This is a genomic window from Nonomuraea gerenzanensis (genome assembly GCF_020215645.1).
Lineage (GTDB): Bacteria > Actinomycetota > Actinomycetes > Streptosporangiales > Streptosporangiaceae > Nonomuraea > Nonomuraea gerenzanensis.
Genome location: NZ_CP084058.1, coordinates 3116479 through 3137479, shown reverse-complemented (window position 1 = coordinate 3137479; position 21001 = coordinate 3116479). Strand labels below are relative to the sequence as shown.

Here is a 21001-nt window from a genome sequence, read left to right as displayed (position 1 = left end):
CGAGGGATCTACGACAAGGAGAGGCGATGGCCGACATCGTCGAACGGTACGACATCCCCGTACAACACTTCTGGCTGCACGGGCCCCGATCGGGCCCGGCGGTCGAGTTCGCGGCCGACGCCGGAATGTGGAACGTCTACGGTTACCCGGAGCTGCACGAGGTGCTCGGTGACCCGGCGACGTTCTCCTCCGACACCATGCGGGTGGTTCCCGAGTCCATGAAGCCGTCCAAGGAGGACTTCTCCCTGGACGGCTTCATCACCCAGATCGACCCGCCCGCGCACGGCAAGCTGCGCAAGCTGGTCAGCAGCGCCTTCACCCGCAAGGTCGTCGCGGATCTCGAGCCCAGGATCGCCGCGCTCACCCATGAGCTGCTCGACGCGGCGCGTGATCGGGAGCGGTTCGAGCTCGTGGCGGACCTGGCCTATCCCCTTCCCGTCATCGTCATCGCCGAGCTGCTCGGCATCCCCAGCGGCGACCGCGCCCTGTTCAAGCAGTGGGCCGACGCGCTGTTCCAGCGCGACGCCGAGGTCTCGGTCAACAGGCCGGCGGACGAGCGGGAGGCGGAGCTCCAGGCGGTGATGAAGCCGTGGAAGGAGATGTCGGACTACCTCGGGGGCCACGCCGCGCAGCGCCGCCGGCAGCCGCGCGCCGACCTGCTCACCAGGCTGGTCGAGGCCGAGGTGGACGGCGAGCGCCTGCCCGACGACCAGGTGGTCAACTTCGCGATCCTGCTCCTGCTCGCCGGGCACATCACCACGACGATGCTGCTCGGCAACACGGTGCTGTGCCTGGACGCCTTCCCCGAGCAGCAGGACAGGGCGCGGGCCGACCGCGACTCGATCCCGGCCGTGATCGAGGAGTCGCTGCGGCTGTTCACGCCGTTCGCGGCGCTCGGCCGGGCCACCACCCGCGAGGCGGAGCTCGGCGGCGTACGCATCCCGGCCGACCAGATGGTCATGTGCTGGCTCGGGGCGGCCAACCGGGACCCCCGGCAGTTCCCCGACCCCGGCGCCTTCGACCCGCACCGCGACCCCAACCCGCACCTCGCCTTCGGCCGCGGCATCCACTTCTGCCTCGGCGCTCCCCTGGCCAGGCTGGAGGGGCGGGTCGCGCTGAACATCCTGCTCGACCGGTTCGAGCGGCTGCGCACGGATCCTGAGGATCCGGTGCGGTTCATTCCCACGCCGACCCTGACCGGGGTGCGGCGGCTCCCGCTCGTCCAGATCTAGAAGCAAGGCCGCTCAGTCAACGTGGTGGCGGCTGTGTCAAGCCAGTGCAGACCACAACAGGGCTCCTGCTGGAACGGTGTCGACCAAGATCACTGTTCGGCGGGAGCTCCGCCCCGAAGGTCGCCAGGAAGTCGCACAAGCCGAAGCCCAAGCCGACGCCCACCTCCGTCCCGCCGAAGGTGGTGATCCCGCAGCCGCAGTCGCACCCACTCGTGAACCTGGCCGGCGGCATGTGACTGGCGATTGCGCACGGTGAGACGACGCTCGGCAAGTACGCCATTCAACGGTCCCGCAAGACGACCGGTGAGCGGCGCTCACCGTTTGGTTGAAGCGTCCAATATTGGGCTCTTTCCTGCTTCTTTCCCTTTCGGACCGGCTTGAGAAAGATCTTGACCGTCTGTCGATCAACGTGAGATATTCCGATCGATCTTGAAGGTGCCTGACAAGGTGTCCGGCACGTACACACCTCCCTCTCAGGCACAAGCCCATTTCGGTGTGCCCGTTTTCCCCCTCGCGGAAGGCAACGACATGCAAGTGCGTGCTCCGAACGGACAGAGTCTCACGGTCGAAGGCAATTCCCAGCCCTTCATCGGCGGCTGGGCCTACGTCATCTGGGCGCACGGCCCCGCCGGAGGCACGCGCTTCCAGGTCACACCGGCGGGATCCACCGAAGTCGTGTCCAAGCAGCTCGGCGACTGGCCCCGCTTCACCGTGCGTGAGGCCCAGTGGAACGGCGGCCGGATCCTGTCGCTCGAAGACCCGGAGCAGGGCACGACCAACATGGTGTGGGTGGGACCGCACAATGAGGTCGCCACCTTCTTCAACGGCGTGGGCGTCCCGTTCGAGGCCTTCATGGACATCCTGGTCAAGTTCGACGTGCAGGACACGCCGGAGGGGCTGACCATGCTGCCGCGGGCGGGGTCGGGCCTGACGCTCGGCAACCTGCTGGCGGTCAACACCATCGACCAGGTCTGCGCCGTCCAGGTCAAGCCCGCCGCCGACGCCGCGGACGCGGTGCCCCCGACCAAGGGCAAGCGCGTGCGCGGCGGCTCCATGTGGCGCGTTGACGAGAAGGACGAGGCCGGCGCCGTGCAGACCCGCTCGGCCTTCATGGTCAACGACAGCACCGCGACGACCGTCGTTGCCGCCCGTCCGGACGACGTGCGCTTCATCGACGTCGTCGAGACCATCTCGTGCCGGCTGAGCTAGGACGATGAGAGCCTTCCTCGACTCGCTGGCGGTGCTGTCCTTCCTCGGGACGGTGCTGCTGCTCTTCGCCTTCGCGACGCTCCTGAACATGGTGCGCGAGCTGCAGGGCAAGCTGCTCCAGGCGCAGGCGGCCGCTCCGGCGGCCCCCGCCGTCCGGTCCGTGGCCAGGTTCGGCTCCGACGACGGCCTGCCCACGTTCGTCCTGGTCGTGTCCGAGAACTGCCCCCTGTGCGTCGAGCGTGCCCGGCACCTCGCCGCGGTGGCCGGGCCGGACCTGGCCGGGCACGCCGTGCTGCTGGCCGCCGCCGGCCGCTGCGCCGAGTGGGTGGCGGGCAGTGAGGTCCTGCCGGTCATCGACGCCGCCCTGCTCGGCCAGGTCGCCGTCGGCGCGACCCCGACGCTGGTCAAGTACTCCGCCGACGGGACGGAGGAATGGCGCAGGGTCGCCGGTTCCGACGACGACCTCGACACCTTCCTCGCCGTCAGCTCCTCAGAGAGGTCAATCGCATGACAGTCGACGCCGACCGTTACTGGGCCGACGTGCCCTCCGTGACAGACGAGCCCGATCCCGGTGAGCGCCGCCGACCGGCCTTTTCCGCCCCCTCCCGCCGGACCGTCTTCAAGAGCATCGGCGTGCTGGGCGGCGCCCTGGCACTGAACGTGCTGTCCGCCCTGCCGGGCAAGAACAACGGCGCCTACGCGGTGGTGGGCAACGAGTACACCGACTGCGCCGGCTATGGCAGCGCCGCCGGTTACGACAACAACACCAAGGTCTGCGTCGGAGCCCCGTACTCCAGGAGCTACTGCGGCGGGGACGGCTGGTTCCTGCGCTCGTCCGGCACCTGCTACAACAGCTACGCGGTCAAGTTGTGCGGCGCGGGCAGCCTGACCGACAGGAACGCCTGGCGGTGGACGCACAGCGGCACGAAGTACCGCTGTGCCGACGGGTACGTCGCCACCTGCGGCGGGACCACCTTCTACATCTGCTCCTACGCCCTGTAAGACGCGATGAGCAACACCTTCGCCGCCACCCGGGTCGCGCTCGGCATCGCGCTGTGCACGGCCCTGGTGGCGGCCGCCCACCAGGTCTGGACCCCGTCGTTCACCCCGCTCGCCTGGGCGCTGCTGGGGGTGACCGCCGGGTTCTCGCTGTCCGGCAGCGTTTGAAGCCTCAACTCAGCGGACCTGCTGACCTCGTCGGTCTGGCGAGGCAAGTTGCCGGTGTTCAGCACCGGACTCATGCTCGGCGCGCTGCTGTCCGGGCTCATCACCGGCGCCCTCGGCGGGCTGGCCTCGATCATCCCGGAGGCGGTCCGGCTGTGGACTCTCGCGCCTGCCGTCGCCGTCATCCTGCTCTTCGAGCTGGCCGGGCGGCCGCTGTCGCTGCCGCAGAACCGCCGGCTCGTGCCGCAGGACGTCATCCCGCGCTCCTCCTTCTCCGGGCCGCTGCAGTTCGGCTTCGAGATGGGCACCGGCGTGCGCACCTTCACCCCGACGGCGCTGCCCCAACTGCTCGTCCTGGTCATCGTGCTGGCCGGCGGCCTGGGACCGGGCCTGCTGGCCGGGCTGGGCTTCGGCGTGGGCCGGGTGCTCATGCCGCTCTCCCGCGCGCTCAGCGGCGACCCGCGCGGCTGGGACACCAAGCTGCTCGGCTCGACGGCCTGGGTGGGCCGCCTGTGTGGCGCCGGGTTCCTGCTGGCGCTCCTGCTCCTGTGGATCTAGGTGCCCATGGATGACACGCTCCCGGCCTGCTTCGCCCTCGCCGGCGCGGTGCTGCTGGTCGCCGCCGCGGCGCGCCGCCCCGGCGGCGTCACCGCGGCGGTCATGGCGCACAACCTGCTGCCGAGGTTCCTGGTACGGCTCGCGCCGCTGATCGGCCCCGCCGAGGGGCTGGCCGGCGCGGCCGTGCTGGCCTGCTGGATGACCGGCGCGGCCGGGCCGCTCCGGCTCGCCGCCGCGGCCGTGGCGCTCTGGTACGTGGCCCTCGCCGTCTACCTGGCCGTCCTGCTGCGCCGCAGGGGCAGGGTGCCGTGCGGCTGCCTGGACGACACCAGCCTGGCGTCGCCCGCGAAGGTCGGCCGCGCCGTCCTGCTGGCCCTGGCGACGGCGCCGCTCGTCGCGGGATGGCCGCCGATCCCGGACGAGCCGGGCGTGCGGCTGCTCGCCTGCGGGCTGGCCGCCTTCACGGCGGGAATCGTGATCGTCGCCGGCAAGGTGGCCGACCTCGCGGGAACCTCCGCGGCCCCCGGACGGTAATCACTACGACGAAACCCTCGGGGAGGACCGCACATGAACCGCACGATCGCGATCGTCATCGCGCTGCTCTGCACCGCCTGCGGCACGGCCACGGCGCAGAAGTCCGAGCCGCCCGCCCTCCTGCTGGAGCCGGGCCAGCTCAAGGACGGCCGCGCGTGGACGGTCACGGCCACCTCGCAGGGGACGTGGCGCGACCTGGACGAGGACCTCGTGCCCTGCGGCAAACGCGTCATCGCGCCCGCGGAGGCCGTCACCCGCTGGCGGACCTTCAAGGCGTCCGACGGGGCCGTGGTGACGCAGGTCGTGGTGAGCGGGGTGGACGCCATGGACTCGTTCAAGTTCTTCTACGCCGAGTGCGGTGAGGTCGGCGACATCGACTCGACGGTCGGCCCCAAGAACGTCGCCCGTCACGACGGCGAGGTGGAGGTGGCCACGGTGTCGAAGGACCGGTTCGTCGTGCTCGGCGGCACCGTCCCCGACGCGCAGCTCACCCTGTTCGCGGAGACCGCCCGCACCCACCTGGACACCGTCCCGTCCTAGACGGCCGGCCCGACGGCCTCGAACACCAGGACGGTGGAGCCGTCCTGGTGTTCGATCTGGAAGGCGTAACAGCCGGGCGTCTTCAGCCGGACGTAGCCGGGACGGTCGCGCCAGTCCGTGGCCCGCGGATCCGGCGGGATGGTGATCTCGTTGCGCAGCGGCTCGCCCTGCGTGCCGTCGAACGCGACAGGACTGTCGCCGTCCAGCCGCCGCCCCTTGATGACGACGGGGTCGCGCAGGCCGGGCGCCACGAACCAGAGCACCTTCGCCCCGCCCCAGCCGCTGCCGGCGAACAGCGTGCCGGGCCTGGCTCCGGTGTACTCCAGCACGGGCCCCATGACCGGCCGTGCCGGGCCGTCCCCGAGCGTGTCGCCGCCGCGCGCGGTCGGCCTGGTCACCGTGCGGGTGACCGGGCAGTCGCCCCCCGGCGTCACGGAGGGGGCGGCCACCTGGTCGGGGGCGCAACCGTTCAGCAGCAGGGCCAGCACCAGGGCCGTCGCCCGCACCGCGCGGCTCACGGCACCAGCGCCCAGACGAACGCCGCCGTCACCGTGGCCAGCGACAGCACCCGCGCCGCCTGGAAGACCACGCTGCGCCCCTTGAACGCGAAGTCGCCGATCTCCAAGGCGTTGCGGCCGATGGGCGCCACCAGATACGGGATCGCCCGCGCGCCCGCGAACGCCATGACCGCCGCGAGGGCCAGGAACACGTCCCCGAGCACCACGGGCACGGCCAGCGCGACATGGAACACACCGTAAGGCGCGTCGGTCAGGAACCCGAAACCGAGCGCCCTGCCCCAGCGCGTCACCGCGTCGGCATTGTTCATGTTGACGAACTCGGTCGGCACCAGCCACCGGAAGGACAATTTCCGGTGCCAGCCGCCCACCCATTCACTGAATGCGAACGCGCCGAGGAGCACGACGACCGCGACGTCTCGCGGGCCCTGATTCAGCGGCAGCAACCAGGAAAGGGCGGACAGCGAAACGACCACGATGCCGAGCATTCCGGCGCCGAGCGCCAATCCGCCGACGAATCGGGGAATGGTGTCACGTGGCGACGCGTACAGCGTGCCGGCCGCGTTCATTCCTCAAGCGGTGGCGAATGAGAGCACTCCGGCGACACCGGCCAGGACAATCGTGAAATGCGTCATGGGCGCCTTTGTCAGTAGTGGGTCGTCGATTTGCAGCCGCAGACGTAAGTGCCGTTGCAGGCGATCGGGCCGATGATGCTGGAGATGCAGTCACGGCAGCGGTGCCGGTTGGGGCTGGTGCCGGTGTACCACCAGCCGGTGCTGTAGGGGCAGACGTTGCAGCCGCGGTTGTAGCTCGGCGTGCAGGTGGCCCGGCCGCTCGGGCAGGCGGAGCTCGCCGCGCACCCCGAGCAGTACCTGCCGTAGGGCGGGTAGCAGGTGCCGTGGGCGAAGGCAGGGCGGGCGTTGACGCCCATGACGACGCTGGCCACGGCGGCCGCGACGGCGCCCGACTTGCCGAGGAACTTGCGCCGCCCGATCCGTCTGGTGGCCTTCGCGGCCCCTAGCTGGAATTTCTCGTCACGCGACGTTTTCACGTACCGCCTCCTTGTCGAACTCGACCCGCTGAATCGGGGCGAGCATGTCGATGAGCCGTCCGCGGCTGTTGAGCAGCCCCTTCGAGACGATGAGCCCGCGCTCGTCGACGACGAACGCGAAGGGGCTGACATCGACGTCGTACGCCGAGGCGAGGCCCTCCGTGGCCACGACGACGGGGCCCTTGACCCCGCGCGCGCCGGCGTAGGAGACGACGTCCGCGAGGTCCGAGCCGAACAGGAAGTTGACGACCCGCAGGTCGTAGTGGTCTTCGAGGTAGCGGATGTCCGGGTAGATCTCCGCGCACTCATGGCAGGTGGTGGACCCGAAGAAGACGAGCTGGGGCCGCCGCAGGCCGTGGACGTCCACGTCGGCGCCGGTGCGCGCGTCGATCAGGTCGAGCGCCGGCAGCTTCCTGCCGATGGAGATGCCGCTGTCGTCGGCGCCTCTGGCGCTGCCCATGACCATCAGCCCGAGCTGCCGGAACAGCACCGCGGTGAGGATCAGGTTGACGGTGGTCACGATCAGGCAGACCGCGACGATCACTATGCCCAGGGTCGACATGGCTGGCTGGTTCCTTTCAGGCGTCGCGCTCGGCGGGCCGCAGGTCGGGGAAGCCCTGGAACCAGGGCCGGTAGCGGTCGGCCCGCAGCCGGTACTCCCGCAGGACGGGCCGGTAGACGGGCATGATCACCATCGCGTGGAAGAGCACGACCGCCATCGCGCCGAACACGAGGACCCGCGCCGCCAGGCCGGGAGGGGTTTGCGCGAGGTAGGCCAAGCCGGGGGCGGCTTCGGCGAGGTAGGCCACGGCGCCGGCGAACGCGGCGAGGGCCAGATTCACCAAACCCAGCGGGTATCCGAGCCGGCCCGACCTGGACCGGCCCCAGCACCCGCAGTCGGCCCGGCCGCGCCGGGCCCGCAGCCACAGGACGGCGAGGCCCATCACCGCGTACAGGCCGGAGACCGCGAGCAGGGCCGCGGGCGCGCCCGACAGGACGAACGCCAGGCAGGCGAGCGCCTGCACGACGGTCAGGGCGTGGTCGACCGGTGTGGACAGGATGCCGCGCGGGCGTTCGCCCCAGGCCCAGTCCCAGCCCTTGGCGAGGGCCGAGGCGACCAGGGGGGCGCACGCGAGCACGGCGAGCAGGTAGAAGGTCATCGGCTCGGTCAGAGGACGACGAGGGTCGTGGTGACCTGCGTGGTGAGCAGTTCGTCGGCCGCCGGCTGCTTGGCGACGACCTCGGCGACCCGGCGCAGCGTGGCGAGGTCGTCCACGTGGCCGACGACGGGCGCCTCGGGCTGGATGCTGGCGACGTCGGTGAGGAAGACGGCGAGCTGCGGCGTGGCCGGCAGCTTCCCGTCGGCGTCGGTGCACAGGACCACGTCGCCGGCCCGGTAGGACGCCCCCGGGCTCGCGTAGCGGTCGATCTCGGGAGGCGCCGCCGCGTCCTGCGCGGGAATGGCGGTCTTCTTCTTCTGCGGCGTCTCGGCGTGCCATTGTTTGAGCACGCCGGCCAGGGCCGGCTCGCCGACCTGAATCTGCAGGAGGAATTCGGGGGCGTACCTGGTGACGACGGTGACCACCGGCTCGGCGGTTTCCGCGTTCAGCCGCGTGGATAAGTCCGTGAGCTTCTGCGCACGGCGCATGCGAAGCGTTCCGATGGGTTGACTTTGCTGACCTGTGTTCATGCGACTCCGCTCGGCTTTCGCTATGGGATATGCCGTGGTACACGCACATGAATAGGCGGAAGGATGAAGTCGAGGAGCCCCGTCGAAGCCCCTGGCCGATCTGCCGATTCACCCCGTGAGATCGGTGGCCGGAGGTACTGATCGACAGTTAAACATAGGAATCGCCGCCGTACAACAGAAAAAGTAAGGCCGCGGAAATCGTCAGGAAAGCCCGGCTTGTGGATCATCGGTGACAGCCGTTACGAGAGGATCCACCGACATGCCCGCTCCGAAACACATCCAGACCGCGCTGGCGCCGGACGGCCGCCGGGTGACGCTCTCCTGCCGCAGCGAGAACGTCCAGGGTGATTGGCAATGGCAGATGCGGCTCACCAGCAAGACGATCGCGGTCGGCCTCGGCGTGGCCGGGCCCGGCTACGCCGACGGCGCCATGGCGGCGCTGAAGATGAGCGTCAGACAGCAGATCGTCTACCGGGCCCAGCCCCTGGTCGTCATGGTCGACGCCGCCGAGGAGAGCTGGATGGCGGCCTGGAAGGGGCCGCACCACACGCTGCACCTGGGCGGGGCCGCGCCCGCGCCCGACCTCGGCACCATCACCGGGCTGCTCGACCAGCTCTCCATCACCGACACCCCCGACGGCCTGCTCGTCACCCCGCAGCCGGGCAGCGACGTCGTCATGTGGGGTCTCTACGGGACCAAGTACACGCAGGCCGGCAAGATCTCCTTCTACCCCGCCGAAGACGCCCAGGGCCTCCTCCCCGAAGATCAGGAGGGCCTCGCGGTCGATCACGGCCGCGTCTGGGTCAAGAGCATGGAGGTCGACGGCAAGGACCGGGGACGCAAGTACCTGCACGCCAGCGCCAACTCCGTCGCGCTGATCAACGACAGCCTCAACCGGCTCCCGTGGGTCACCAAGGCCGGCCAGGAGGAGCTGCTGCAGTCGCTCGAGATCAGGTGGGGCCGTTGATCGCGATCCTGTCCGCCGCGCTGGTGCTGGCGTGGGTCGCGATCGCGCTGCTCGCCTTCGGCTACGCCGGCCTGCTCGGCAAGGTGCGGGAGCTGCAGGAGGGACGCGGGCCGGGCACGAGCCAGGTCAACCCGGAGCTGGCGGCCCGCGGCCCGGGGAGCCGCAGCCTGGCGCTGGCGCTGACGTCCACCTGCTCCACCTGCGAGAAGGTCTTCGCCGAGTGGGGCGCGCTGGCGGCCAGGCTGAACGCCGCGGGCGACCGCACGACGGTGGTCAGCATGGACGACTCCGCCAAGTGGCAGGAGCGCGGCGCGACCGACGTGATCCTCGCGAGCGAGCTGTCCTCGCCCTTCCTCATCGCCTACCAGCCGGCGTTGCTCGTCTTCGACGAGCGGGGCGCGCTGCTGTCCGCAGAACCGATCGGCTCCGTCGAAGGGCTGCACGCGCTGTGCGAGCCGTTCCTGGAGCCGGTGACCATCTGACGACGAAAGTGAATTCAGCATGAGCATGCTCGACCAGATTCCCGTCATCTCCGAGGCCCCGAGGGCGGGCCGCGAGACGCGCCGGCCGGCCGCCGGCGCTCAGGCGGCCGCGCTGCCCGCGTCCGCGCCCGGCCGGCGCACCTTCCTGCGCACGGTGGTCGTCGGCGGCACCGCGCTGGCGATGACCTCGCTCGGGTGGATCACCGACCGCATGGCCGCCTACGCCGTCTCCAGGACGACCCGGCACGCCTCGCACTGCATGGGCGTCAACGTGTCCGGCGACACCCCGTGCTGGGGGCGCACGTCGATCTCGTCGTCCCACTGCGCCAGCGACCACTACCACCGCACCGACTCCGGCGGCTCGGGCAGCTCCTACTGGTACGACTACAACTGGGTGGCCGCCTGCGGCGGCGCCGCGGGGTGGTACTGGTCGAGCAGCGCCGGCAAGTGGAACTGCTGGGACGGTGACTTCGACCAGTGGGTCTCCGGCTCCAGCGCGAGCGGCTACACCACGATCTGCAAGTACAAGTACGCCTGAGTCACCCTTCGACGACGCCTCCCGGCGGCAGCGGCAGCACGTAGCTCGTCCCGTCCGCCGTGGAGACCCTGATCTCGATCTCCCACGGCCGCGCCGTGCGCGTCTCGGCGATGCCGGCGGCGGGCACGGCCGTGCTCGTCCCCTCCGGAGTGGTCACGGTCGCGCTCCGGCCGGGGGCGATCGCGACGATCACGAACACCCGGCCGTGCGCCACGCGCAGGGCCGCGAACCCCAGCCCGGACGGGCGGGTGCGCTCGCACACCTCGTCGCCGCGCTCGCACGCGAGGTCATAGGACAGGTAGTCGCTGACCTGGCGGAACGGCGCGCCTTCGGTGGCCGCCCACAGCTCGGCCGCCTTGCCGTCCTGCTCGTTGGCCCGCCTGGGCACGACGACCAGGGTCTCGGCGCCGGCCTGGCCGTACACGAGGGCGTTCACCGGCCGCCCGAGCTGGGCGCTCAACCGCTCCACCGGGCCCGCCTCGGGCCGCGCGGAGACCGTTCCCTCGGGCCGCGCGGAGATCGACGCCGAGACCGACGCCGAGACCGAGGCCGAGGTCGTCCCCGCTGGTGGGGACGAGACCGCGGGGCCAAGCACGAGGGGAAGGGCCAGCCCCGCGCCGCCCGCGACGATCGCCGCGCCGGCCGCCGCCACCCGCAAGCGCCGCCGCCTGGCGCGGGCGCCCGCGATCGCCCGCTCGCCCATCCCCGCGGGGAGCACGGCGTCCTCGACCGCCCGGTCCAGCGTCTCCCGCAGCTCCGTCTCACGCATCAGCGACTCCCGTCGACGTCTTCAGATCCGCCCGCAGCCTCCGCAGGCCGCGTGATGCCTGGCTCTTCACCGAGCCCACCGAGCCGCCGAGCTGCGCGGCCGTCTCGCTCTCCGTGTAACCCAGCCAGAACCGCAGGACGATCACCGCCCGCATGCGCGGCGGCAGCCGCCGCAGCGCCGCCAGCACCAGCTCCCGGTCGTCGGCCCTGCCGAAGTCGTCGGCGTCGGCCCTGCCGAACTCGCCGGCGCCCTGGCGGGACTCCACGTCCTCGCCGGAGCGGCGGCTGTTCCAGGGCGAGCGCCACCGGCTCGTCGCCCGGTTCACGATCGTGCGCCGCGCGTACGCCTCCGGCTCCTGCTCGCGCAGCCGGGACCAGCGCAGCCACACCCGTTCCAGGCCGTCCTGCAGCAGGTCCTCGGCGTCGCCGCGGTCGCCGCACACGAGCACGGCGAACTTGAGCAGGCGCGGCCCGCTCGCCGCCACGAACGCCCTGAACTCGTCTTCCGCATCACCCCGGGGACTCTCCACGTAGACATAACGCCACAGCGCACCCCAAGGTTGAACGCCTTGCACGACAAGTGACCGCAGGAAAGGTGGCGGAAAGAGGTCGGAAAGCACCGCTGGCCATGATGATCACATGACGCTCACATCGGGGGTTCGGCACGACTGGCGCGGCTCGCCCGTGACGGTCGGCCTGGCGGTCGCCGCGGCCGCCATGGGGGCGAGCGTGCTCGCCCACCTTCTGCTCGCGGGACCGGCCGTCGCGCTCGTCGGCATCGGCGCCGCCGCCGTGGTCGCCGGGTACTCCACGTCCGGCTCCGTTTGAAGCCACAACTCAGCGGGTCTGCTGACCTCGCCGGTCTGGCGGGGAACGAGAAATGTCGTCTACTTCAACCGCGGACTGCTGCTCGGCGGCACCGCGACCGGCCTGCTCCTGCTGCTTCCTGCGGCGGTGACGCACACCCTGATCCCCGCCTCCTGGGCGACGCCGCTCCTGCTCGGGCTCGTGCTGCTCGCGCTCGGCTGCGACGTCGGGCTGCTGCCCTTCCGGCTGCCGCAGAACGCCAGGCAGGTGCCCAGCAGCATCGTCGCCCGCTCGGACGGAAGCGGGGCGCTGCAGTTCGGGTTCGAGATGGGGACGGGCCTGCGCACCTTCATGCCGACCCACCTGCCGTACGTGCTGGTCAGCCTGATCCTGCTGGCGGCCCCCTGGTGGACCGCGCCGTTCGCGGGCTTCTGCTTCGGGGCGGGCCGTGCGATCATGGTCCTGTCTGCTGTCCGGCGCGGTAACGCGGCCGACTGGGACCGTGATTTCGCGGCTCGCAAGAAGGCCATACTCACCGGGTGCTGGTTCAGCATGGTCTGCGCGCTCGCCGTCATCGTCATCTCGGTAACGTGATGGGGGAGTGGATGCGGATGACTGTGGGCTCCATCGGCGTACTCGGCACCGTGGGGCTGTTGTCTGACGAGGGGGTCGTCAGTCCCAGGCCGCCGGTCGTCAGGGCGCTCCTCGGAGCGCTGGCCGCGCACGCCTCGGAGCCCGTCCCCTCGGCCCATCTCATGACCACGATCTGGGAGCAGGACCTGCCCGCCAACCCCAAGGGTGCCCTGCACCTGACCGTCCACCGGCTGCGCCGGTGGCTGGAGGAGCAGGCGGGCGGCTCCATCGCCCTCGTCACGGGGGTGAGCGGCTACCGGCTGGACCTGCACGAGGGCACCACCGACCTGATCGAGTTCCGCGCTCTGACCTCGACCCCGGGCGGCACCGAGGACGATCTGCACCGGGCGCTCGGCCTCTGGCGCGGGCGTCCCTTCGAGAACGTCCCCGAGGACCGGGTCGACTCCGAGCTGGTCGAGACGCTGCTGGCCGAGCGCCAGGCGGTGGTGCGCAGGTACGCCAGGTCCGCGATGGACGGCGGCCGGCTGGAGGCGGCCGAGTCGCTGCTCTGGACGGCGTGCCGGGCCGACCCGATGGACGAGGAGGCCCACGCGCTGCTGATCGAGGTCCTGTCCGGCATGGGGCAACTGGCCTCGGCCCTGTCGGTCTACGACCGCATCAGGCGGCGGCTCTCGGCGGAGCTGGGCATCAGCCCGGGCAGCCGGCTCACGCTGGCCCACCAGCGGGTGCTGAAGGAGCCCGCCCTCACCGCCGGCCCTGATCGCGGCCCCCAGCCGAGCTCGCTGACCGGCCGCGGGCAGGCCCTGCGGTCGCTGGCCGACGACCTGTGCCGCGCCCGCGTCGTCACGCTGACAGGCCCCCCTGGGGTCGGCAAGTCCGCGCTCGCGCTGGCGGCCGCGACCACGGCCGCCGACCGGCTGGAGTGCGACGTCACCGCCGTCGACCTGGAGACCCAGGCGCTCACCGGCGTCGATCTGGAGGCCGGGCAGCTCGCCGGCGTGCTCCCGGCGGGGCGGGGCAGGCACATCCTCGTCATCGACGGGTACGGCGGGCGGGTCGCGGAGGTCAAGGCGGCCATCCAGCCGCTGATCGCCTGCTCGCCCGAGCTCGTCGTGCTCGGCACCGGCTCCCGCGTCCTCGGCATGCCGGGGGAGACCACGCGGACGCTGGGCCCGCTGAGCGCGGCCGACGCCGAGAACCTTCTGATCAGCCGCGCCGCCGCGTTTCTGCCCAGCGTGTTCCACGCCCCGGAGAACCGTCACTGGCTGAGCAGCCTGCTCGCCCACACCGGCGGCCTGCCGAGCGCCATCGAGATCGCGGCCTCACTGCTGCGGACGCTGACCCCGGACAACCTGGCCGCCGCCCTGGCCAGGGACGCCCGGATGCTGCTCGACGGCGGCGACGCCACCGGCGTCACGCTCGCCGAGCGGATCCGGCACGCGCACGGCGCGCTCGAAGAGCGGGAGGCGCTGCTGCTGACCCGCCTCGCGCGGCTGCCGGAGGAGTTCGGCCTGGCCGAGGCCGAGACCCTGTGCGCGTGCGCGACGTTGACCGAGAGCCAGGTCGTCCGCGGGCTCATCGGGCTCGTCGACCAGTCCTTGGTGCAGCCCGTCGACCACTCCTACGGCCGTCGTTACCGCATCCTCCCGCCCATCCGCCGGTTCGTGGCGGACCTCTGCGAAGACGCGCGCGAGAGGGAGAGTGTGGGCCTCCGCGTCTGGTGATCTTTTTCCTCCCCCCTCTGATGAAAGGTTGTTCTGCCATGACCGCTTTCCGTGTTCTCGCCCGCACCGCGGTGGTGACCGCGCTCGGCGCGGCCCTCGTGGCGCCCGCCCTGCCCGCCAGCGCGGCCACGCCCGAGGGCATCTGCGGCTCCGGCTACCGGGTCATCGACCACATGACGTCCTCGCCCTGGGGCACGTACTACCTGCTCTACAACAGTGGCAACGGCCACAACTGCGTCGTCGCGATCAAGGCCAGGGGAGCGGGCACAAAGACGTTCACCGAGGCCCGCCTACAGGTGCAGGGCTCGTCCACCATCCTCCGTGACAGCGGCCAGTTCGAGTCCTACGCCGGACCGGTGCGGGCCTACGCCAACAACAAGTGCGTCCAGTGGGGCGGCAGGTTCTCCGACTGGACCGGCCAGACCTTCGCGACGCTCAGCGGCTGGGAGCACTGCACCTGATCGGCCTTCACTCGCCCGGCCCGCGCGGCGTCGTGGGCCGGGCGGGGCGGACGGTCGGCAGGCCGGCCTCCGCCCACGCGTCGAAGCCGCCGATGACGTCGGTGGCGTTGGACAGTCCGAGCTCCCGCAGCGCCGCCGCGGCCAGCGAGGACGAGTACCCCTCGGCGCAGATCACGATCCACTGGATGTGACGGGAGTCCGCCTCGGGAATGCGGGCCTCGCACGTGGGGTCGAGCCGCCACTCCAGGTGGTTGCGCTCGACCACCACGGCCCCCGGGATCTCTCCGGCAGCCCTGCGCTGGTGCTCGGGCCGGGTGTCGACGATCTTCGCGCCCCGGCCCGCGGCGGCCCACGCCTCGGCGGGCGCGAGGCGCCGCAGCCCCGCGCGGGCCTGCGCCAGCAGCCGGTCGACCTCAGTCGCGCCGGCGCAGGGCTCGCCTGTCGTTGTCAACGCGGTGGGTGATTCCCCGGGCATCGAGACACTCCAGCAGGGGCAGGGCGACGCGGCGGCTGGTGGCCAGGGCCACGCGCGCGTCGCTGACGGTGAAGGGTGAGGGAAGTTCGGCGAGCCGGTCCGCGGCCCTCTCCAGCGCGTCGGGCATGAGCACGACGTTCTTTCCGATCGACATGACCGCGCCGGAACGGAGCGCGGCCGCGAGCGCCTTGCCCGTGAGACCGAGCTCGTCCAGGCGTTCGGCGGTGGGCGCGTCGAAGGGGCGTTCGGCGAGGTCGGCGGTCAGCTCCGCGACCGCCCTGGCGATCGCGGGCGGCAGCGACCGATCGGCGGGCAGGATTCGGCCGCCCTCGGCCACCAGCGGCGGCACGACGAGCGCCTCGGCGAGCCGCCGGTCGGGCAGGCCGAGCACCTGGGCCACGGCGTCCACGGTGACCCCGGGATCGTGCGCGGGCCGCCGCGAGACGTGCTCGACGAGCCGGCGGGTCAGGGACGACCAGTGCTCCGGGTCGGCGTACCAGTCGCCGGTCACCGGTGTTCCGGCGGGAGGGCAGCCCATCGCCCTCAGTTCACGACCGGTCAGCAGGCCGTGCCAGCGCAGCAGGGCCGCGGCGTCGGGCAGCGACACCTCGGCGAGCGCGGCCGCCCTGGCCGCCGCCGCGCCCCGGCGGTGCAGCGGGGCCGGCCGGACGTCCAGCACGACGAGCCCGGCGACGATCTCCCGCCGGCCGGGGTCGCGGAGCAGGCCCCGGTCGCCCGTCCTGAGCGGCAGGGGACGGTCGAGGGTGAGCCGCGCGGTGTCGCCGCCGAGAAGCCGGACCCTGACGGGCACGGCGGCCGACCCGACGTGCAGCACCGCCGCCTTTCTGCGCTGGGCCGATCCGGGGTGCGGCACCACCGCCTCCCTGCCCTGGGCCGATCCGGGGTGCGGCACCACCGCCTCCGCGCGCCGGTCCGGCGCGGCAGTCAGCCGGACGTCGATCACCTGAGCCGGCGACCACGCCTCCGGCGTCACCAGGGCCATGCCGCGCGACAGGTCGTCACGGTCGACGCCCCGCAGGTTGACGGCCACGCGGGCGGTCGCGGACACCCGCTCCGCCTTCTCCCCGAGGGTCTGCAGCCCCCGGATCCTGACCCGGCCGCCGCCCGTCTCCAGCTCGTCGCCGACGCGGAGCGTGCCCCTGGTCAGGGTGCCGGTGACGACGGTCCCCGCCCCCTTGATGGTGAACACCCGGTCGATCCACAGCCGGACGGCGTCCCCGGTGTCCGGCTCGGGAAGCGCGGCGGCGAGCCGGCCGAGCGCGGCCCGCAGCTCATCGAGCCCCTGCCCGGTCCGGCCGCTGACGGCGACGCTGCCGATCCCCGCGAGGCCGGTCCCGGCGAGCCGTTCGCGCACCTGCCTGCGCACGGGCTCGGGATCCGCCAGGTCGGCCCGGGTGACGACGGCGAGGCCGTGCCGCACGCCGAGGGCGTCCAGCGCCGCCAGGTGCTCGGCCGACTGCGCCTGCCAGCCCTGGTCGGCGGCCACGACCAGCATCACCGCGGGGCAGGGCCCCACCCCGGCCAGCATGTTGGTGACGAACCGCTCGTGCCCGGGGACGTCCACGAACGCGAGCCGCTCGCCCGATGCGAGCGTCGTCCAGGCGAACCCGAGGTCGATGGTCATGCCGCGGCGGCGTTCCTCGGCCCAGCGGTCGGGCTCCATGCCGGTCAGGGCCCGGACGAGCGTCGACTTGCCGTGGTCCACGTGCCCGGCCGTCGCGATCACGTGCATGTCGCAGACCAATCCCCGTTTTTCCCCGTTCAGCGGAGGCGGACGGGAATCGAACCCGCCGCGCCGAGATGCTCGGCGCCACTGGTTTTGAAGACCAGGAGGGTCACCAGACTCCTAAACGCCTCCGGAAGAGATCATAGACGCATTGCGCCGGGCATGCCCGATTAATGTCGAACAATAATTGTATGTCCGGTATTTTCCACCAATTCACCGATTACCGGAGCGCCCGGGATCTCCCCGGCGACGAGCAGGCCACCCGAGGTCTGCGCGTCGGCGAGGAGCAGCAGAGTCTCCTCGGGGACGTCGCCGTGATCCAGGTGAGGAGCCACCCAGTCGAGGTTGCGCCGCGACCCGCCGGGGACGAACCCCTCCCGCACGGCCCGCTCCGCGCCCTCCAGCACCGGAACGGCCGAGGCGTCGATCACGGCGGTGACCCCGGAGGCGCGGGCGAGCTTGTGCAGGTGCCCCAGCAGGCCGAAACCGGTGACGTCGGTCGCGCACCGGATCCCGGCGGCCAGGGCGTCGCGGGAGGCGTCCGCGTTGAGCCGGGTCATGGTCTCCACCGCCTGCGGGAACACTTCGCCGGTGCTCTTGTGCCGGTTGTTGAGCACGCCGAGACCGAGCGGCTTGCTCAGGGACAGCGGCAGCCCGGCGCGGCCGGTGCTGTTCTGGAGCAGCCGGTCGGGGTCGGCGACGCCGGTGACGGCCAGGCCGTACTTGGGCTCGACGTCGGTGACGCTGTGCCCGCCGGCCAGATGGCAGCCGGCCAGCGCGGCCACCTCAGCGCCGCCCCGCAGCACCTCGGCGGCCAGGTCGTAGGGCAGGTGGTCGACGGGCCAGCACAGCAGGTTGAGCGCGACCACCGGACGCCCGCCCATGGCGTAGACGTCGGACAGCGCGTTGGCCGCGGCGATGCGGCCCCAGTCGTAGGGGTCGTCGACCACCGGGGTGAAGAAGTCGGCCGTGCTGATGATCACAGTCCCGTCCTGGACGCGGACCACGGCGGCGTCGTCGCCGGTGTCCAGCCCCACCAGGAGCTCCGCCTCGGCGTCTCGCGGGAGCGGCATCTGCGAACCGTTCAGCAACCGTTCCAGATCCCCCGCGGGGATCTTGCAGGCGCAGCCACCGCCCTGGGCGTACTGTGTGAGCCTCTTCATGATCACACTTTAGGGTGATAATGGTCGGCATGCTCGTCGATGAGCCGGTCTATCTGGACCACAATGCCACCACCCCCATCGATCCGCGCGTAGCCGAGGCGATGACGCCGTACCTGATGACCTGGTTCGGCAACCCCTCCAGCGGTCACCGCCACGGCGAGCGACCCCGCCAGGCCATGGCCGTCGCGCGCGAGCAGGTCGCCGCGCTGATCGGGGCCCGCGCGCCCGAGGTGGTGTTCACCGGGTCGGGCTCCGAGGCGAACCTGCTGGCCCTGCGCGGCGCGGTGCTGGCCGCCGGCCGTACGCGGCCGCACGTGATCACGCAGGCCACCGAGCATCCGGCCGTGCTGGAGACCTGCCGCGCCCTGGCGCGCCTGCACGGCGCGCGGGTGACGACGCTGCCGGTGGACGGTGACGGCCTCGTGGCCGCCGCCGCGCTGGAGGCCGCGCTCACCACGGACACGGTGCTGGTGTCGGTGATGGCCGCCAACAACGAGACCGGCGTCCTGCAGCCGGTCGCCGAACTCGCCGCCCTCGCCCGGGCGCGCGGCGCGCTGTTCCACTGCGACGCCGCCCAGGCCACGGGCAAGATCCCGATCGACGTCCTGGCCTGGGGCGTGGACCTGCTGACCGTCGTCGGGCACAAGATGTACGCGCCCAAGGGCGTCGCCGCGCTGTACGTGCGCGACGGCGTGGCGCTGGAGCCGGTCGTCTACGGCGGCGGGCAGGAGCGCGGCCTGCGCGCCGGCACCGAGAACGTCGCCCTGGCCGTCGCCATCGGCGCCGCCGCCGACCTGGCCGCCCGCGACTTCGCAACCGGCGCGCCCGCCCGCCTCCGGGAGCTGCGCGACGACCTGCACCGCCGCCTGTCCGCGGCCCTGCCGGGCCGCGTCCGTCTCAACGGCTCGGCCGGGCGGCGCCTGCCGAACACGCTGAACGTCAGCATCGACGGCGTGCTCGGCTCCGACCTGCTCGCCGCCGCGCCCTCGGTGGCAGCCTCCACCGGCTCGGCCTGCCACAGCGGCACGCACACCCCCTCGCCCGTGCTGTCGGCCATGGGCCTGGATGCCGGCCGGGCGCTGGGCGCGGTGCGGCTGTCGCTGGGCCGCCGCAGCACCGGAGGCGACGTCGAGACGGCCGCCGCCGCGCTGACCGACGCCGCCCGGCTGCTCCTCCCACAACAACGCCCCCGCAAGAACCCGCCGATCGGACGTCCCTGACGTGACAGACCCTCGCCGATCCATCCCCAGGACGGACGCCCTGCTCGCCCACCCCCGGCTGGCCGAGGCCCGCAGGCGGTTCGGCCACGCCCAGGTCAAGGCCCTGATCGTGGCCGCGCAGCAGCACGCGAGGAAGGGTGACCTGCCGCCGTCGGACGTCCTGGCCGCCGTGCTGGCGTCGCTGCCGACCTCGGCTTCCGGGCTGCGTCCGGTGATCAACGCCACTGGCGTGCTGCTGCACACCAACCTGGGCCGCGCCCCGCTGTCGGCCGCCGCCCGCCAGGCGGTGGAGCTGGCCGCCGGCGTCACGGACGTCGAGCTCGACCTCGGCACGGGCGGCCGGGGCCGGCGGGGACGCACCGCGCTGGCCGCGCTCGCCGCCGCGGTGCCCGCGGCCGAGGCGGTCCACGTGGTCAACAACAACGCCGCCGCGCTCGCGCTGGCGGCCACCGCGCTCGCGGCGGGCGGCGAGATCGTGATCAGCCGGGGCGAGCTGATCGAGATCGGCGACGGTTTCCGCCTGCCCGACCTGCTCGTCTCCACGGGCGCGCGGCTGCGCGAGGTCGGCATGACCAACCGCACCTCGCTCGCCGACTACGCCGAGGCGATCGGGCCGCGGACGGGGATGGTGCTGAAGGTGCACCCGTCCAACTACCGGATCGAGGGTTTCACGGCCGACGTCCCGGTGGCGCGGCTGGCGGAGCTGTGCCGTGATCGGGGCGTCCCGCTCGTCGGCGACGCCGGCTCGGGCCTGCTGGCCCCCGAGCCGCTGCTGCCCCGCGAGCCCGACGTCACGACCTGGCTGAACGAGGGCGCCGACCTGGTCACCACCAGCGGCGACAAGCTGCTCGGCGGCCCCCAGTGCGGCCTGCTGTTCGGCCGCGCCGAGCTCGTGGAGCGGCTGCGCCGCCATCCTCTGGCCCGCGCGCTCCGGGTGGACAAGATCACGCTGGCGGCGCTGGAGGCCACGGTCGCGGGCCCGCCGACCCCGACCTGGGAGAGCCTGCACGCCGGCCAGGCCGCGCTGCGCGCCCGCGCCGAGAGCCTGGCGGCCCGGCTGCGTGACAAGGGGATCGACGCCGAGGCCGTCGGCAGCCAGAGCGTGGTCGGCGGCGGCGGGGCGCCCGGGGTGGTGCTGCCGAGCGCCGCCGTCGCGCTGGACGGGGCCATGGCCGCCGTGCTGCGCCGGGCCGAGCCGCCCGTCCTCGCGCGCGTGGAGGGCGGCCGATGCCTGCTCGATCTGCGCGCGGTGCCGGCCGAGGACGACGACGCACTGCTGGACGCCGTGCTCGGCGTGCCGCCGGAGGAGTGAGCGCGGGCACCGCTTGTTTATGCCGCAATTGATGAGGCATTCCGGCCAAAGGGGACACGCGGCCGGTTGACGGGTCTATTGACCAGACCAAAACCACCCGTTACATTCCTTTCCGGACGTCTCCGTGATCATGGAATCGGGCGTCCCAGCGTTCCCGCTCGACCCGGCCCTGGTGTCTTTCGTGAAGGGATAGCGAATTGCCGTTTCCATCGTTCGTGTCAGAGGCCAGGCGAGGACGGAGAAGGCGCGC

At 72.2% G+C, this 21001-nt stretch carries 28 protein-coding genes and 1 tRNA gene; 17 read left to right on the top strand and 12 right to left on the bottom strand.

Annotation, left to right across the window (positions count from 1 at the left end; genetic code table 11):
* The first annotated feature begins 26 nt into the window (after positions 1-26).
* The 8 genes from LCN96_RS14945 (at position 27) to LCN96_RS14910 (ending at position 5237) form a co-directional block, all read left to right on the top strand.
* Positions 27-1232, top strand: coding sequence for a cytochrome P450 (locus LCN96_RS14945; RefSeq protein ID WP_225273224.1), 1206 nt, complete (start codon positions 27-29; stop codon positions 1230-1232).
* Positions 1233-1679: 447 nt separating this feature from the next.
* The gene (locus LCN96_RS14940; RefSeq protein WP_225273223.1) at positions 1680-2441 is read left to right on the top strand and encodes a hypothetical protein; all 762 of its coding nucleotides are present in this window, start codon (positions 1680-1682) and stop codon (positions 2439-2441) included.
* 4 nt (positions 2442-2445) lie between these two features.
* Entirely contained in the window at positions 2446-2952 is a 507-nt protein-coding gene (locus tag LCN96_RS14935; protein WP_225273222.1) for a hypothetical protein, read from the top strand.
* Positions 2949-3443 carry a hypothetical protein gene (locus LCN96_RS14930; RefSeq protein ID WP_225273221.1) on the top strand — a complete coding sequence of 165 codons (495 nt, stop codon included), beginning with the start codon at positions 2949-2951 and terminating at the stop codon, positions 3441-3443. The genes LCN96_RS14935 and LCN96_RS14930 overlap by 4 nt, the downstream gene beginning before the upstream one ends.
* A gap of 6 nt (positions 3444-3449) precedes the next feature.
* Positions 3450-3608, top strand: a complete 159-nt coding sequence (locus tag LCN96_RS14925; protein ID WP_225273220.1) for a hypothetical protein — start codon at positions 3450-3452, stop codon at positions 3606-3608.
* Between the two features lie 54 nt (positions 3609-3662).
* A complete protein-coding gene (locus LCN96_RS14920; RefSeq protein WP_225273219.1) occupies positions 3663-4163 on the top strand; it encodes a hypothetical protein in 501 nt (166 codons plus the stop codon).
* Positions 4164-4169: 6 nt separating this feature from the next.
* Positions 4170-4697, top strand: a complete 528-nt coding sequence (locus LCN96_RS14915) for a MauE/DoxX family redox-associated membrane protein (RefSeq protein WP_225273218.1) — start codon at positions 4170-4172, stop codon at positions 4695-4697.
* A gap of 33 nt (positions 4698-4730) precedes the next feature.
* Positions 4731-5237 carry a hypothetical protein gene (locus LCN96_RS14910; protein WP_225273217.1) on the top strand — a complete coding sequence of 169 codons (507 nt, stop codon included), beginning with the start codon at positions 4731-4733 and terminating at the stop codon, positions 5235-5237.
* Here the strand turns inward: LCN96_RS14910 and LCN96_RS14905 are convergent.
* The 6 genes from LCN96_RS14905 to LCN96_RS14880 form a co-directional block, all read right to left on the bottom strand.
* On the bottom strand, positions 5234-5755 hold the full coding sequence (locus LCN96_RS14905; RefSeq protein ID WP_225273216.1) for a hypothetical protein: 522 nt from the start codon (positions 5753-5755) through the stop codon (positions 5234-5236). The genes LCN96_RS14910 and LCN96_RS14905 overlap by 4 nt on opposite strands.
* Positions 5752-6321, bottom strand: a complete 570-nt coding sequence (locus tag LCN96_RS14900; RefSeq protein WP_225273215.1) for a hypothetical protein — start codon at positions 6319-6321, stop codon at positions 5752-5754. The genes LCN96_RS14905 and LCN96_RS14900 overlap by 4 nt, the downstream gene beginning before the upstream one ends.
* A 77-nt stretch (positions 6322-6398) precedes the next feature.
* Positions 6399-6803 carry a hypothetical protein gene (locus LCN96_RS14895; protein ID WP_225273214.1) on the bottom strand — a complete coding sequence of 135 codons (405 nt, stop codon included), beginning with the start codon at positions 6801-6803 and terminating at the stop codon, positions 6399-6401.
* Entirely contained in the window at positions 6787-7365 is a 579-nt protein-coding gene (locus LCN96_RS14890; protein WP_225273213.1) for a TlpA family protein disulfide reductase, read from the bottom strand. The genes LCN96_RS14895 and LCN96_RS14890 overlap by 17 nt, the downstream gene beginning before the upstream one ends.
* 16 nt (positions 7366-7381) lie before the next feature.
* A complete protein-coding gene (locus LCN96_RS14885; protein ID WP_225273212.1) occupies positions 7382-7963 on the bottom strand; it encodes a hypothetical protein in 582 nt (193 codons plus the stop codon).
* An 8-nt stretch (positions 7964-7971) separates the two neighbouring features.
* Positions 7972-8451 carry a hypothetical protein gene (locus LCN96_RS14880; RefSeq protein WP_225273211.1) on the bottom strand — a complete coding sequence of 160 codons (480 nt, stop codon included), beginning with the start codon at positions 8449-8451 and terminating at the stop codon, positions 7972-7974.
* A 301-nt stretch (positions 8452-8752) separates the two neighbouring features.
* Between LCN96_RS14880 and LCN96_RS14875 the strand changes: the two genes are divergently transcribed.
* Genes LCN96_RS14875 through LCN96_RS14865 form a run of 3 tightly spaced genes read left to right on the top strand, consistent with a single transcriptional unit; the run spans position 8753 to position 10480 of the window.
* Positions 8753-9460 carry a hypothetical protein gene (locus LCN96_RS14875; protein ID WP_225273210.1) on the top strand — a complete coding sequence of 236 codons (708 nt, stop codon included), beginning with the start codon at positions 8753-8755 and terminating at the stop codon, positions 9458-9460.
* Positions 9457-9942 (top strand): hypothetical protein, encoded by a 486-nt coding sequence (locus LCN96_RS14870; RefSeq protein WP_225273209.1) that lies wholly within the window; start codon positions 9457-9459, stop codon positions 9940-9942. Before LCN96_RS14875 ends, LCN96_RS14870 begins: the two co-directional genes overlap by 4 nt.
* A gap of 19 nt (positions 9943-9961) precedes the next feature.
* Complete coding sequence (locus LCN96_RS14865; RefSeq protein WP_225273208.1) at positions 9962-10480, top strand: hypothetical protein; 519 nt, start codon at positions 9962-9964, stop codon at positions 10478-10480.
* Between the two features lies 1 nt (position 10481).
* Here the strand turns inward: LCN96_RS14865 and LCN96_RS14860 are convergent, their stop codons facing one another.
* Positions 10482-11249: a hypothetical protein gene (locus LCN96_RS14860; protein WP_225273207.1), complete on the bottom strand. Its 768-nt coding sequence runs from the start codon at positions 11247-11249 to the stop codon at positions 10482-10484.
* Positions 11242-11778 (bottom strand): SigE family RNA polymerase sigma factor, encoded by a 537-nt coding sequence (locus LCN96_RS14855; RefSeq protein WP_225273206.1) that lies wholly within the window; start codon positions 11776-11778, stop codon positions 11242-11244. Before LCN96_RS14855 ends, LCN96_RS14860 begins: the two co-directional genes overlap by 8 nt.
* A 109-nt stretch (positions 11779-11887) precedes the next feature.
* Here LCN96_RS14855 and LCN96_RS14850 point away from each other — a divergent pair, with 109 nt between their 5' ends.
* The 4 genes from LCN96_RS14850 (at position 11888) to LCN96_RS14835 (ending at position 14834) form a co-directional block, all read left to right on the top strand.
* Complete coding sequence (locus LCN96_RS14850; RefSeq protein WP_225273205.1) at positions 11888-12076, top strand: hypothetical protein; 189 nt, start codon at positions 11888-11890, stop codon at positions 12074-12076.
* A gap of 126 nt (positions 12077-12202) precedes the next feature.
* Positions 12203-12649, top strand: a complete 447-nt coding sequence (locus tag LCN96_RS14845; protein WP_225273204.1) for a hypothetical protein — start codon at positions 12203-12205, stop codon at positions 12647-12649.
* Positions 12650-12660: 11 nt separating this feature from the next.
* Positions 12661-14373: an AfsR/SARP family transcriptional regulator gene (locus tag LCN96_RS14840; RefSeq protein ID WP_225273203.1), complete on the top strand. Its 1713-nt coding sequence runs from the start codon at positions 12661-12663 to the stop codon at positions 14371-14373.
* A gap of 38 nt (positions 14374-14411) precedes the next feature.
* Positions 14412-14834, top strand: coding sequence for a spore-associated protein A (locus LCN96_RS14835; protein WP_225273202.1), 423 nt, complete (start codon positions 14412-14414; stop codon positions 14832-14834).
* A gap of 7 nt (positions 14835-14841) precedes the next feature.
* Here the strand turns inward: LCN96_RS14835 and LCN96_RS14830 are convergent, their stop codons facing one another.
* From LCN96_RS14830 to selD, 4 genes are all read right to left on the bottom strand, one after another.
* Positions 14842-15285, bottom strand: a complete 444-nt coding sequence (locus LCN96_RS14830; protein WP_225273201.1) for a rhodanese-like domain-containing protein — start codon at positions 15283-15285, stop codon at positions 14842-14844.
* On the bottom strand, positions 15248-17062 hold the full coding sequence (gene selB / locus LCN96_RS14825; protein WP_225273200.1) for a selenocysteine-specific translation elongation factor: 1815 nt from the start codon (positions 17060-17062) through the stop codon (positions 15248-15250). Before selB ends, LCN96_RS14830 begins: the two co-directional genes overlap by 38 nt.
* Positions 17063-17094: 32 nt before the next feature.
* Positions 17095-17188: transfer RNA gene (locus LCN96_RS14820), tRNA-Sec, on the bottom strand.
* A gap of 38 nt (positions 17189-17226) precedes the next feature.
* Positions 17227-18219: a selenide, water dikinase SelD gene (gene selD / locus LCN96_RS14815; RefSeq protein ID WP_225273199.1), complete on the bottom strand. Its 993-nt coding sequence runs from the start codon at positions 18217-18219 to the stop codon at positions 17227-17229.
* Positions 18220-18248: 29 nt separating this feature from the next.
* Between selD and LCN96_RS14810 the strand changes: the two genes are divergently transcribed.
* Together LCN96_RS14810 and selA are read left to right on the top strand one after the other, a co-directional pair.
* Entirely contained in the window at positions 18249-19439 is a 1191-nt protein-coding gene (locus tag LCN96_RS14810) for a cysteine desulfurase family protein (protein WP_225273198.1), read from the top strand.
* 1 nt (position 19440) lies between these two features.
* Complete coding sequence (gene selA, locus LCN96_RS14805; RefSeq protein ID WP_225273197.1) at positions 19441-20751, top strand: L-seryl-tRNA(Sec) selenium transferase; 1311 nt, start codon at positions 19441-19443, stop codon at positions 20749-20751.
* The last annotated feature ends 250 nt before the right edge of the window (positions 20752-21001 follow it).